General features: G+C 62.7%; 10 protein-coding genes. 6 read left to right on the forward strand and 4 right to left on the reverse strand.

Translation table 11 applies throughout. The annotated features are described in order from the left end of the window. Positions 1 to 17 precede the first annotated feature (17 nt). From coaE to FQP90_RS02775, 4 genes are all read left to right on the forward strand, one after another. Positions 18 to 1,256 (forward strand): dephospho-CoA kinase, encoded by a 1,239-nt coding sequence (gene coaE / locus FQP90_RS02760; protein ID WP_144648213.1) that lies wholly within the window; start codon positions 18 to 20, stop codon positions 1,254 to 1,256. A 29-nt stretch (positions 1,257 to 1,285) separates the two neighbouring features. Then, positions 1,286 to 3,385 carry an excinuclease ABC subunit UvrB gene (gene uvrB / locus FQP90_RS02765; RefSeq protein ID WP_144648214.1) on the forward strand — a complete coding sequence of 700 codons (2,100 nt, stop codon included), beginning with the start codon at positions 1,286 to 1,288 and terminating at the stop codon, positions 3,383 to 3,385. Between the two features lie 167 nt (positions 3,386 to 3,552). Beyond that, positions 3,553 to 4,581 (forward strand): TerC family protein, encoded by a 1,029-nt coding sequence (locus FQP90_RS02770; protein ID WP_144648215.1) that lies wholly within the window; start codon positions 3,553 to 3,555, stop codon positions 4,579 to 4,581. Positions 4,582 to 4,609: 28 nt separating this feature from the next. After that, entirely contained in the window at positions 4,610 to 5,962 is a 1,353-nt protein-coding gene (locus tag FQP90_RS02775; RefSeq protein WP_144648216.1) for an MFS transporter, read from the forward strand. On the opposite strand, the gene FQP90_RS02780 is transcribed toward FQP90_RS02775, so the two are convergent. From FQP90_RS02780 to FQP90_RS02795, 4 genes are read right to left on the reverse strand one after another with little or no spacing between them, the layout of a single operon-like run. Further along, positions 5,959 to 7,296: an alpha/beta fold hydrolase gene (locus FQP90_RS02780; RefSeq protein ID WP_144648217.1), complete on the reverse strand. Its 1,338-nt coding sequence runs from the start codon at positions 7,294 to 7,296 to the stop codon at positions 5,959 to 5,961. The genes FQP90_RS02775 and FQP90_RS02780 overlap by 4 nt on opposite strands. Continuing rightward, positions 7,289 to 7,801, reverse strand: coding sequence for a GNAT family N-acetyltransferase (locus tag FQP90_RS02785; RefSeq protein WP_144648218.1), 513 nt, complete (start codon positions 7,799 to 7,801; stop codon positions 7,289 to 7,291). The genes FQP90_RS02780 and FQP90_RS02785 overlap by 8 nt, the downstream gene beginning before the upstream one ends. Before the next feature lie 22 nt (positions 7,802 to 7,823). After that, positions 7,824 to 9,206, reverse strand: a complete 1,383-nt coding sequence (locus FQP90_RS02790) for a CoA transferase (protein ID WP_144648219.1) — start codon at positions 9,204 to 9,206, stop codon at positions 7,824 to 7,826. Positions 9,207 to 9,215: 9 nt separating this feature from the next. Beyond that, positions 9,216 to 11,750, reverse strand: coding sequence for a DEAD/DEAH box helicase (locus tag FQP90_RS02795; protein ID WP_144648220.1), 2,535 nt, complete (start codon positions 11,748 to 11,750; stop codon positions 9,216 to 9,218). 70 nt (positions 11,751 to 11,820) lie between these two features. Between FQP90_RS02795 and FQP90_RS02800 the strand changes: the two genes are divergently transcribed. Continuing rightward, positions 11,821 to 12,600, forward strand: coding sequence for a trans-aconitate 2-methyltransferase (locus FQP90_RS02800; protein ID WP_144648221.1), 780 nt, complete (start codon positions 11,821 to 11,823; stop codon positions 12,598 to 12,600). 154 nt (positions 12,601 to 12,754) lie between these two features. Then, positions 12,755 to 13,135 carry a GntR family transcriptional regulator gene (locus FQP90_RS02805; protein WP_144648222.1) on the forward strand — a complete coding sequence of 127 codons (381 nt, stop codon included), beginning with the start codon at positions 12,755 to 12,757 and terminating at the stop codon, positions 13,133 to 13,135. Positions 13,136 to 13,164 lie beyond the last annotated feature (29 nt).

Here is a 13,164-nt window from a genome sequence, read left to right on the forward strand (position 1 = left end):
CAGTCTAGTGTTGAGGAGTGCTGAAAATCGGACTGACGGGCGGCATCGCCTCGGGGAAATCACTGGTGGCCTCCAGGTTGCAGGAACTGGGTGCACTCCTTATCGATGCGGACCTTATCGCACGGCAGGTGGTAGAGCCTGGAACTGCAGGACTGGATCGTATTGTCGAGGCGTTCGGTCGCGGCATTCTGGATGAGGAGGACCGGCTGGACCGGCCCAAACTCGGCTCCATTGTTTTTCACGACCCTTCCCAACGCGAAGTGCTCAACGGCATCGTTCATCCCTTGGTTCGCGAGGCTGCGGCCGCAATGATGGCCGGCGCCGCCGCGGGCGACATCGTGGTGCAGGACATCCCCCTCCTGGTTGAGACCGGGCAGGGCAGCAAGTTCCACCTCGTGGTGGTGGTTGATGCACCCGACGACCTTCGCGTCCAGCGGATGGTGGAACTCCGCGGGATGGCGCCCGAGGATGCTCGTTCCCGCATGGCAGCGCAAGCCACACGTAAGGACCGGAACGCCGCTGCCGACGTTATCCTGGACAACGCAGCAACCCGCGAAGAGTTGCTCGCCACCGTCGACGGCCTCTGGGAACAACGCCTGGTGCCCTTTGCTGAGAACATCAAACGTGGTGTCCGGGCAGTTCGAAGCGACGGCCCTGTCATGGCCTCATCGAAGGAGCACTGGGGATCCCAGGCCGCACGCCTCGCGGAGCGCCTTATGGCAGCAGCGCCCGAAGAGATTATGGCGGTGGACCACATAGGGTCCACTTCGGTGCCGGGGTTGGCCGCGAAGGACGTTCTTGACCTCCAAGTGGCCGTGGCGGACCTTGACACAGCGGACCGAATTGCGCCGCGGCTGGCAGCCGCCGGGTTCCCTGCAGTGCCCCATGTCCGTCAGGACACGCCGAAACCCTCGCACCCCGAGCCTGAAGGCTGGCAGAAGCGATTCCATGCCAATGCCGATCCTGGCCGGCCGGTCAACCTGCACGTACGGGTGGCGGGCTCACCGGGATGGCACTATGCGTTGTTGTTCCGCGACTGGTTGCGGGCAGAGCCGTCAGCGGTCGCGCTGTACGAGAGCCACAAACGCGAACTCGCGGGCCGGTATGCGGAGGACCGGGATACCGCCGCCTACGCCGATGCCAAGGAGCCGTGGTTCACGGACATCGCGTGGCCCCTCATGGAAGAGTGGGCCAACCGCACTGGTTGGAGGCCGCCGTCGTATTCCTCTTCTGCTGTCCGCAAACGCGGACAGTAGCTGTCCTGGGGCAGGGGTAGATTGGTTTCATGAGCCTTGCCCAGGAAATCAACCGTGTCGTCGCGCCTTTTGAAGTGGTCAGTGAATACAAACCTGCCGGCGACCAACCCACCGCCATCGCCGAACTGACTGAACGCATCAATAACGGCGAGAAGGATGTTGTGCTCCTGGGCGCCACGGGTACGGGCAAGAGTGCCACCACGGCGTGGCTCATCGAGCAGGTTCAGCGGCCCACCTTGGTGATGGTCCAGAACAAGACCCTCGCCGCGCAGTTGGCCAATGAATTCAGGGAGCTCCTGCCGAACAACGCAGTGGAATACTTCGTTTCCTACTACGACTACTACCAGCCTGAGGCCTATGTCGCCCAGACGGACACCTTCATCGAGAAGGATTCCTCCATCAACGAGGAAGTCGAACGGCTCCGCCACTCCGCCACCAACGCCTTGCTCACCAGACGCGATGTCATCGTGGTGGCCACCGTGTCGTGCATCTATGGCCTTGGTACCCCGGAAGAGTACATCGCCGGAATGGTCACCCTGCGGAAGGGCGCGGAGATGAACCGCGACCACTTGCTGCGGAAGTTCGTTTCCATGCAGTACGCCCGCAACGACATGGACTTCCACCGTGGCACCTTCCGGGTTCGCGGTGACACTGTTGAAATCATCCCCATGTACGAGGAACTCGCCATCAGGATAGAGTTCTTCGGCGATGAGATCGAGAACATCCAGACCCTCCATCCACTGACCGGCGAGGTGCTTCGCGACGAAGAAGAGATGTATGTTTTCCCCGCCTCGCACTATGTGGCTGGTCCTGAGCGCATGGCGCGCGCCATCAAGCGGATCGAAGACGAACTCGCCGACCGCCTGAAGGTCCTGGAAAGCCAGAACAAACTGGTGGAAGCCCAGCGACTCCGTATGCGTACCACTTATGATCTCGAAATGATGCAGCAGATGGGCTTCTGCAACGGCATCGAAAACTACTCCGTGCACATTGACGGCCGTGAGCCCGGAACGGCACCCCACTGCCTGATCGACTATTTCCCCGACGACTTCCTACTGGTGGTGGATGAGTCGCATGTCACCATTCCACAAATCGGCGCCATGTACGAAGGCGACATGTCCCGCAAGCGGAACCTCGTGGACTTCGGCTTCCGGTTGCCGTCAGCCATGGACAACCGGCCCTTGAAGTGGGACGAATTCCTGGAGCGGATCGGCCAGACAGTCTACCTGTCCGCAACTCCTGGCAAGTATGAGCTTGGCAAGGCAGACGGCTACGTTCAGCAGATCATCCGTCCCACCGGGCTGATCGATCCCGAGGTTGTGGTCAAGCCCACCAAGGGCCAGATCGACGACCTGTTGGGGGAGATCAGGACCCGTACGGAGAAAAACGAGCGCGTCCTCGTGACGACGCTGACCAAGCGGATGGCGGAAGATCTCACCGACTACCTGGTGGGTCACGGCGTCAAGGTGGAATACCTCCACTCCGACGTCGACACCCTGCGTCGCGTCGAACTGCTGCGGGAACTCCGCATGGGCGTCTTCGATGTCCTCGTGGGCATTAACCTGCTCAGGGAAGGCTTGGACCTGCCGGAGGTCTCCTTGGTAAGCATCCTGGACGCGGATAAGGAAGGCTTCCTGCGGTCCTCCACCTCCCTGATCCAGACCATCGGACGTGCAGCCCGTAACGTTTCGGGCCAGGTGCACATGTACGCAGACCGCATTACGGATTCCATGGCTCACGCCATTGAAGAGACCAATCGCCGCCGCGCCATCCAGGTCCAGTACAACACCGACCATGGCATCGACCCCCAGCCGCTGCGGAAGAAAATCGCCGATATCACCGATCAGCTGGCCAAGGAAGACGCCGATACCCAGGAGCTGCTCAACAACAACCGCCTGGCCAAGGGTGGCAAGCGTGGCAAGTCTGCTGCCAAGGGCGCGGCCACCGTACGGCAGGACGGCCTCGCTGCGGCGCCGGCCGAGGACCTCGTGGGCCTCATCGAGCAGCTCACGGAGCAAATGCATGGTGCAGCCGCTGAACTCCAGTTCGAAGTAGCAGCCCGCATTCGCGACGAAGTCAAGGAGTTGAAGCGCGAGTTACGGCAGATGCAATCCGCCGGGCACGCCTAAGGTAAGGTTGAGGTCACGTAGGGGAGTATCCCAAGCGCTACATCCGTCAGCACGCAAGGCACAGATGCCTCGCCGGATCTAGCGGGCCGCCATCATCTGCATTCACCGCACCCTGGCAGGCCGGAGAGACTTACACCGCTTTCCCGTACCCTGCGAAAGGCACCTTAATGCAGCTTCCCGTCTGGTTCGAGGTCGGCTCCTTTGTCGTCCTCGGAATCATCCTACTGATCGACCTCCTGTTGGTCGTCAAGCGTCCCCACGAACCTTCCATGAAGGAGGCCGGCCTCTGGGTTGGCTTCTATGTTGCCCTGGCGCTGGTCTTCGCCGTCGCCATGTTCTTCTTTGCCGGCGCTGAATACGGCGGACAGTTCGTCGCCGGTTGGGTTACTGAGTACAGCCTCAGTATCGACAACCTGTTTGTGTTCATCATCATCATGGCCCGCTTCTCCGTACCCCGTAAGTACCAGCAGGAAGTGCTGATGGTGGGCATCATCATCGCGCTGATCCTTCGGGGTATCTTCATCGCCCTTGGCGCCGTGGTCATCGAACAGTTCAGCTGGGTGTTCTACATCTTCGGCGCGTTCCTGCTCTGGACTGCTTGGAAGCAGGCCAAGGATTCCGGTGAGGATGAGGAAGAGGGCGCGGAAAACCCGCTCATTGCCCGCCTTCGTAAAGTCCTGCCGATGTCCGAGAAGTTTGACGGCAACAAGATCCGCACCGTAGTGGACGGCAAGAAGGTCTTCACCCCCATGCTGATTGTGTTCATTACGATCGGCCTCACCGACCTCTTGTTCGCAGTTGACTCCATCCCCGCCATCTTCGGGCTGACCCAAAGCGCGTTCATCGTTTTCACCGCCAACATCTTTGCGCTGATGGGCCTGCGCCAGCTGTACTTCCTGCTCGGTGGATTGATGACCCGCTTGGTCTACCTCAAGCATGCGTTGTCGGTCATCCTGGCGTTCATTGGCGTCAAACTGGTTCTTCACGCCATGCACGTCAACGAGCTTCCGTTCATCAACGGCGGCCACCACATTGAGTGGGCTCCGGAGATCCCCACCTACGTGTCCCTGGCAGTGATCGTAGGCACCATCATCGTGGCGGTTGTCGCCAGCCTCCTGAGCCCGGCTGCCCGCCAGGCCAAGCTGGATGCCCGTTTGGAAGAAGACGCGCAGAAGAGCATGAGCGAGGCAGAGTAACTGACGCAGAAAGTTGTAGTCTCGTGAAGTGACTACCACTTCAAGAACGGCGCTGGACCCCCAAAGGGTTCAGCGCCGTTCTGTTTTCCTGCTCAGTTCGGCCCAGCTCCTTAGCGGCGTTGGCAACGGCGCCACGCTCTCCATCGGGTCCTTGCTGGCCGTGGACTTATCAGGTTCCGAGGCCTGGGCGGGTTCCATCACCACCATCCTGACACTGGCCGCAGCGGTCTTCGCCCTTCCCTTGGCACGGTTGGCTGAGGTGCGTGGACGCCGTGTTGGGCTTGTTACTGGTCTGGTCGCCGCCATGATCGGAGCCCTTCTGATCATTGCTGCCGTGATGGCGCAATCCTTCCTCTTGCTATTGCTGGGAGCTGCATTCCTCGGGCTTGGCACCGCGGCGAATCTTCAGGCGAGATTCGCCGCCGTCGACCTCGCCGATCCTGAGCACCGCGGGAGGTCGCTGTCCACCGTTGTCTGGGCCATCACCATCGGCGCAGTGGCGGGGCCGAACTTGATTCAACCTGGCGCAGTGGTGGGCGCTGCCCTGGGGCTGCCACCCATTGCAGGGCCGTTCGTGTTTTCCGCGGCAGGGCTTTTCCTGGCGGCCGTCCTGCTGTTCGTCGGGCTAAGGCCAGACCCGTTGCTGCTGGCACGCCGCCTGGCGTCCACTGCCAAGGGTGCCAGCGACCCAGGCGAGCAGCCCGTCCGGGGCACCATCCGTTCCGGCCTGCGGGCGGTCCGCTCCTCGCCACTGGCGATCCTGGCCCTCGCGGCCGTGGTCGCTGCCCACGGTGTGATGGTGGCCGTGATGTCCATGACGCCACTGCACCTGCAACAGCTGGTGGGTGGATCCCACGAAGGCCACCATGGCGGAACCACCGACAGCACCGACGCGCTGGTGGTCATTGGACTCACCATCTCGCTTCACATTGCCGGCATGTTCGCGTTGTCTCCGGTGTGGGGCTGGCTGACGGACAAGGCCGGGCGCCTGCAGACCATAGCCATGGGACACGGGCTCCTCCTGGTAGCTGTCTTTATCGCCGGTTTCGGGCAGCGTGAACCTGTGCTGGTAACTGCTGGCCTGATCCTGCTCGGCCTGGGATGGTCGGCAGCAACCATTGCCGGTTCAACCTTGTTGGCCGAAAGCGTTGCTCCTGACCAGCGGGTGACAGTCCAAGGCGTCTCGGACACGTTAATGGGGGCCGCCGGAGCAGTCGGCGGCGCAACCTCCGGACTGCTTCTCGCATGGATCGGATACCAAGGACTCAACGTTGCTTCCAGTGTCATGGCGGCAGCGGTGCTCGCCCTGACAGCCCTGGTGGCAAGCCGCCCGAGGTCGCCTAACGCGGCGGAAGGGACCCCGGGCAAGCCACCAAACTAGCGTGCAGGGCGCACCATCGCGAAGAGTCGGCCGAAAATCCCCTCACCGTCCTCACCGATGCCGTCGTGATGGAAGTCGGACGTCACCCATGGTTGAAGCCCCCGCACAGCAGCGGCGGTTTCGAGGGAGAGGTCGTGGTCCACGTAGATGTCGTCCTTGTAGACGGCCGCGGCAACCGGAATCGTGTTGGCTGCCAGCCGTTCGGTGTCATACAGCGGCTTCCAGTCCTTCCTCGCAGCCAGCAACTCTGCCACCTCGCGCAGGGGAGCCAAGGATGGGTCCTGTTCGAAGTACCAGGGGTACACCATTTCCCCCGTCAGAAGGGGCTCCTCAGCCCCAGGCTTGAACTCCGGGTATTCCTCAAGCACACGCCAGGCTGCCCAGTTGGTCGCCTCGCCCTGACCGTAGATTGACTCGTGCAGGACCGCGTAGAGGGGATTGGCTGCCCTGCTCACCAGTGCCCGGACCTGCTCGAGGAACGCCTCGGACAACCGTTCTCCGGACGGAGTGTCGATGAAGGCATCCTCCAAAAGGTAGTGCAATGAGTCCACACGGGTGTTGCCACCCAGGAACGACCCCACCATCTGGAACCGTTCCGGTGTGAGCCGTTCACCGCTTGCCAGGAACTCCGCGTGTTTCTCCAAGTGGCGGGCTATCCGGGTGACCAGCTCCCTGTCTTCCGGGTACCACGAGAAGTACTCGGCGTTTCGGGCAGCCACACGGCGGAAAGTTGCGCGGTACACCCGCTCGGCGGAACCTTCGAGCGGTGCCAGGCCACCAGTGATCAGGACTTCCCGCAATCCTTCCGGTGCGAACGAAAGGTAGGTCAGCGCACAGAAGCCGCCGAAACTCTGCCCCAGAACCGTCCACGGTCCGGAGTCCAGGACGCCCCGGATGAATTCAGCGTCAGCCACGATCGAATCGGCGCGGAAGTGGGTCAAGTAGTCGGCCTGGGCGTTGGCGTCTCCTTGGAGTTCCAACGACTGCCGTTCAATAGGCGTGGACAGCCCGGTGCCACGCTGGTCAAGCATCAGGATACGAAAATCTTTTGCAGCCGCCTTCATCCACCCTGACAGCGACGTGACCCTGTTACCGCGACCGCCCGGACCACCCTGCAGGAACAGCAGCCACGGGAGCCTGCCGGCTTCCTCAGCCGTGTGTTCCGTGGAGGAGTACTCCCTGGCGAACACGGTGATCGTCTCAGGGGTGTCGCTGTCCACCTCGGGTGCATGCACCAAAGGAACTGTGAAGTAGTGCTCAGCAGTCCGGACGCCACGGAACTCGTGACGTGCCCGGATGCTGTGTACGTCGCCGGAAGTCACGTGTTCAGCCACGGGCAAGCGCTTCCTTCGAGGTGTCGGCGTTCGCTCCGAATGCTTCGAGCGCGTGGCCCGTCAATCGGAAGGTGGACCACTCCTCCATGGGGAAGGCCCCGAGGTTCTTGTAGAAGTTGATGGACGGTTCGTTCCAGTTCAGGACGCTCCACTCCACCCGGGCATAGCCACGTTCGACGGCGGTTTGGGCCAGGTGCTGCAACAGCGCCTTGCCGTGGCCCTCGCCTCGGGCGTCAGGAACCACATAGAGATCCTCCAGGTAGATGCCGTGGACTCCTTCCCACGTGGAGTAGTTCAGGAACCACAGCGCAAAACCCTGGACGGCCCCGGCGGCATTCTCAGCCATCGTGGCATGAACGCGGGGATTCTCGCCAAAGAGGACTTCCGTCAACAATTCCGGGGTGTTTTTGACAGCGTCCGGTTCCTTTTCGTAGATCGCAAGATCGTGGATCATACGCAGGATCGCAGGGACGTCTTCAGCGGTGGCGGGGCGGATTACACTCATGTCTTCGAGCTTACTAGGGGAGTCAGGCGCGCTGCCGCCAGGCGGGAACAGACGTTCCATACCGGACAGGCGGCTCCCTGTATCGGAATGGGACGCCATCAACCACGAATGGTGGCCCAACAAACCTGAGCTGGCCGTAGGGGCTGTCCATGTCAAGGTAGTCGGGCTCGGCAACCCAACTCGTGGAAGCGTCCGCAGGGCTCGACGGCAGCCCGAAGAGCTCCTCCGCCGTCCGAGCCAGGGAGAGCTTGGCTGAACCACCAGCTCCGGTCCTGAGGCGCTGGGCGAGCAGTGCCAGCACCGCTGCCGCCAGCCCGTACCCGGTGGCGTGGTCCAGGGCCTGGACGGGCAATGCGCCCGGCGTCCACCCGGCGTCGCCATGCTGTCCGTAGCGTTCGGCAATTCCGGAGGCAGCCTGGACAAGGCTGTCGAAACCGCGCCGACCTCTCCACGGTCCGATTCCTCCCCACGCCGTCAATGTGGCCACCACGAGGTCGGGCTTTCGTGCCAACAACGCCTCGGACCCAAAACCAAAACGGTCCAGACCGCCGTCGCGGTATCCCGTCACGACGACATCGGCGGAATCGACAAGGCAGGTGACGGCGGCCAACTCCACAGTGTCCTCCAGATTTGCAAGAGCACTCCGTTTGTCGAAGCCCCCATCCACAAATGCATCGGTCAGTTCCGGAATGCCTGGCGGGTCGACGCGCAGCACGTCCGCACCCAGAGCGCCGAGCAGGCGGGTGGCTGTTGGTCCGGCGATGACGCGCGTAAGGTCCAGGACCTTCAAACCGTCCAACGGCAGAAGCCGGTTCCCTCCCGGCGTCCACGGTGGGGCACCCGTCCCCGAGGACTGAACCTTGGAACGGTGGAAGCTGATCCAGGGGCCGGAGCTGGCCGCGGCATGCATGGCTGAGGACATCCATTCCGTTCGCCTGCGAACGGCGGCAGCGACACCTTGGTGCGAGACGATCGCCTCCTCGGCCTCCAACGACGTCATCGACAACAGGACGCGGTCAACATCGTGGGGCCCGGTTGCCGAAAGGGCCGCCATCAACCGGGCAGCGTGGTGAGGGTAATTGGCATGGAGGCGGATCCAGCCGTCCGAGGTACGCCGGAACCCCGACATGGCCGCAAAGCCTTCGGGCTTCTGCCCGGCGATCCTGAGGTACCCCAGGGAGTCGAAGGCTCCCGCCACCAACTCTGCCGCCGCTCCGTACGTACCGGCAGACCCTGTCAGGGCGTTGAGTGCCGTCGCTGCGGCCTGAACAGAACCAACCGCCAGCCCCTCAACATCCAGACCACCGCCCCACCACCGCCGCGGACCTGTACAGGACGCCCGCGGCACCTCGCGTACGGCTTCCAGTTGCCTCAGGCTGCCCGTAAGGTCGGGGATGGACTCCATGCGTACCAGCTACAGCCTGTTGACGTCGGTCACGCGGACCACGGCGGTGCCTGTCTCGTCAGAAGCTGCCAAATCAACGTCAGCCGAAATGCACCAGTCGTGGTTGCGGGCCGGGTCATCGAAGATTTGCCGGACTTTCCACACTCCGGCTTCCTCAGTGATGATGAGTAAGCCCGGCCCACGTGCATCCGGCCCGGTCCCAATGTCGTCGTGTTCGTCGAAGTAGTCGTCCAGGACCTCTTCCCAGCGGTCAGCATCCCAGCCGGCATCGGAGTCCAATTCGCCCAAGGCAGCTGAGTCCTCGTCCGCAAAGAGTTCAACGCGGCGGAACATCTCGTTCCTGACCATCACCCGGAAGGCCCGGATATTGGAGGTCAGCAGCGGCGGTGGGGGCGGTGGCGCATCATGCGGCGTCGGCGTCAATCCCGACGTGAGCTCTTCCCATTCGTCCAGCAAGCTGGAGTCCACTTGGCGCACCAGTTCGCCCAACCACGCAATGAGGTCTTCAAGATCCTCACGAAGCGAGTCCTGGGGAACGGTCTGGCGCAGGGCCCGGAAACCGTCAGCCAGGTAACGCAGGACGATACCTTCCGAGCGGGCGAGGCCGTAGAACTGCACGAACTCACCAAAATTCATGGCGCGCTCGTACATGTCACGGATGATCGATTTCGGTGCAAGCTCGAAGTCGCCCACCCACGGTGCCGCTTTGCGATAGACCTCAAAGGCTTCGCCCAGGATCTCCGCCAATGGCATCGGATAGGTGACTTCATCCAGCATGGCCATGCGTTGCTCATACTCGATGCCATCAGCCTTCATGGCGGCCACGGCCTCGCCGCGTGCCTTCTTCTGCTGGGCTGAGAGAATCTGGCGCGGCTTCTCCAGCGTCGATTCGATGACGGAGACCACGTCAAGGGCGTACGACGGCGACTCCGGATCGAGTAGTTCCAAGGCAGCAAGCGCGAAGGGGGAGAGGGGCTGGTTCAAGGCGAAGTTGGCCTGCAGGTGAACGGTCAGACGGACTGACCGTCCTTCTGCTTCCTGCTCCTCTTCCGGGATGCGCTCCACGACGCCCGCAGCCAGCAGTTCGCGGTAGATCCCCAGGGCTTTCTTCATGAGCCGCAACTGCGCAGGCCGGCTCTCATGGTTTTCGGTGAGCAAGCGACGGGTCGCCTGGAAGGGATCTCCCGGACGCTCCATGAGGTTGAGCAACATTGCGTGGGTCACCGTAAAGCTTGAGGTCAGTGGCTCAGGAACGGATTCAACCAGTCGATTGAACGTGGGTTCGCCCCAGGACACGAATCCCTCCGGCGGCTTCTTCTTGACCACCTGGCGCAGCTTCTTCTGGTCGTCGCCAAACTTGGCGGTGGCCTTTGCCATGGCTTTGGTGTTTTCCACCACATGGTCAGGAGCCTGGACCACCACCGTGCCGGCGGTGTCGTAGCCGGCACGGCCGGCACGTCCCGCAATCTGGTGGAACTCACGGGAGTTGAGCGCCCTGGTTCGGACGCCGTCGTATTTGCTCAAGGCCGTCAACAAAACGGTGCGGATGGGCACGTTGATGCCCACGCCCAAAGTGTCAGTGCCGCAAATGACCTTGAGGAGCCCTGCCTGGGCGAGCTGCTCCACCAAGCGGCGGTATTTGGGGAGCATACCGGCGTGGTGGACCCCGATCCCGTGGCGAACCAGCCGGTTGAGCGTCTTTCCGAAACCGGCGGCGAACCTGAAGCCGGCAATGAGCTCGGCGATCCGGTCCTTTTCATCGCGGCTGCACATGTTGATGCTCATGAGGTTCTGCGCGCGTTCAATGGCTTCAGCCTGGCTGAAGTGGACCACGTACACCGGAACCTGCTTGGTGGCGAGCAGTTCTTCCAACGTCTCGTGGACCGGGGTGAGGTGGTAGTAGTAATGCAGCGGAATGGGACGTTCGGCAGAACTCACCGTCGTGGTCGCCCGGCCCGTCAGCCCAGTCAACCCGGTTTCAAAACGGCTGACGTCGCCCAGCGTGGCGGACATCAGGAGGAACTGCGCTTGGGGCAGTTCCAGCAGGGGCACCTGCCAGGCCCAGCCGCGCTGGGGATCGGAGTAGAAATGGAACTCGTCCATGATCACCGAGCCCAGTTCCGCTGACGCTCCTTCGCGCAGCGCGATGTTGGCGAGGATCTCCGCCGTGCAGCAGATGATGGGGGCGTCCTGGTTCACACCGGAGTCACCGGTGATCATGCCCACGTTCTCGGCTCCGAAGATATCGCACAGCGCGAAGAACTTCTCCGAGACCAGCGCCTTGATCGGAGCCGTGTAGTAGCTCCGCTGACCTCGGGCCATGGCCTCAAAGTGGGCTGCGATGGCTACCAGTGATTTGCCCGAGCCCGTAGGGGTGGCAAGGATGACGTTGGCGCCGGCGGCGAGTTCCATGATCGCTTCGTCCTGCGCAGGGTACAGCTGCAGCCCGCGGCTCTCCGTCCACTCCACGAAGCGTGTGTAGATTGCGTCCGGGTCCAAGGGACCGGTAGCGGTGGAACCAGGGAGCTGCTCAAGAAGTTTCATTGGTTTCCAGCTTAGTGCCCGGACGGTTTAGGCTCGGCCCAGCAGTGGTGCCGGATGCGAGGAGGCTTTTGTGAAATGGGATCCGTCCAAGTATGTGGAGTTTGGCAATCATCGGGACCGCCCGTTCCATGATCTTGTCGCGAGGGTCCATTCCAGCGATCCGCGGCTCGTGGTGGATCTTGGCTGTGGCCCCGGAAACCTGACGGCCACGCTCACGGCCCGTTGGCCAGCAGCGCGGATTGTGGGCATCGACTCGTCGGAGGAAATGCTGCAGAAGGCCGAACGCCAGGCACTGCAGTCCAGCCAGTTGACTTTCGAGCAGGGGGACATCGCCGACTGGGCCCCTGACCCCGAAACTGACGTCGTTGTCACCAATGCCGCCCTCCAATGGGTTCCCGGCCATCGGGAAATGCTCAGCAACTGGCTCGCTGCCCTGAAACCCGGCGCCTGGTTTGCCATGCAGGTTCCGGGAAACTTCACGTCGCCGTCGCACACGCTGATGCGCGGACTCGCCGAATCTCCGCAGTGGCGGCCGCTGCTGGGCGGAGTGCTGCGGCACGACGGCGCGGTTGGCACTCCTGCGGAGTACCTGGGCATCATGCTCGACGCCGGATGCTCGGCTGACGCTTGGGAGACCACCTACCAGCAGGTCCTGGAAGGTGGGAATCCCGTTTTGGAATGGGTCCGCGGCACGGGGCTCAGACCGGTGCTGGCGGCCTTGTCCACGGCAGAAGCCGCCGACTTCGAACAGCAGTACTCCGCGCTGCTGCGGGAGGCCTACCCGGCGACGAGCCACGGAACGGTATTTCCGTTCCGTCGCATCTTCGCGGTCGCGCGAAAGAACGCATGAACCGGCGGTCTGCTGCCTTTTGCGTAGCAATCAGGTTCCGGCGGTGCGATGGCTTGTCCCATGCAGGCGTCGCTGGTCTAATTCTCGGCATGGACCAAGGACGCTTCAATCTTCAGCCGCACCGAGTGGTGCGGGCACACGGCCGGAGTTCCTCGTGACTCCCACCGGGGAGTTCCCGGGCGTCTGGCGCCCCAACACGGCCAGCGCTGTGGCGCTCTTTGAACAGCTGCGGCTGCGGATCATTGAGCTGGCGGACTCCGGCGTCCTCGCCGTCGGGGCTAAACTCCCGCCAGTGCGCAACCTGGCCGGGGTGCTCGACGTCGCTCCACACACTGTGGCCCGGGCGTACAAGGAGTTGGAAGCGGCAGGCGTCGTGGCCACCCGTGGGCGCAATGGAACGGTGGTGTGCGCACGGGATGACCGTTGGGGCGCGCTGGCTGATGTCGCTGCGCAGTATGCGGCCGCCGCGAAAGCTCAAGGGGCTTCCTTCGCCGAAGCAGTGCAGCTTCTTGCAGCTGCCTACGATGCCGATTGATACCGATCAGTAGCATGTGAGGCACGACA

The sequence above is a fragment of the Paenarthrobacter nitroguajacolicus genome (genome assembly GCF_007786235.1).
Taxonomy (GTDB): domain Bacteria; phylum Actinomycetota; class Actinomycetes; order Actinomycetales; family Micrococcaceae; genus Arthrobacter; species Arthrobacter nitroguajacolicus_A.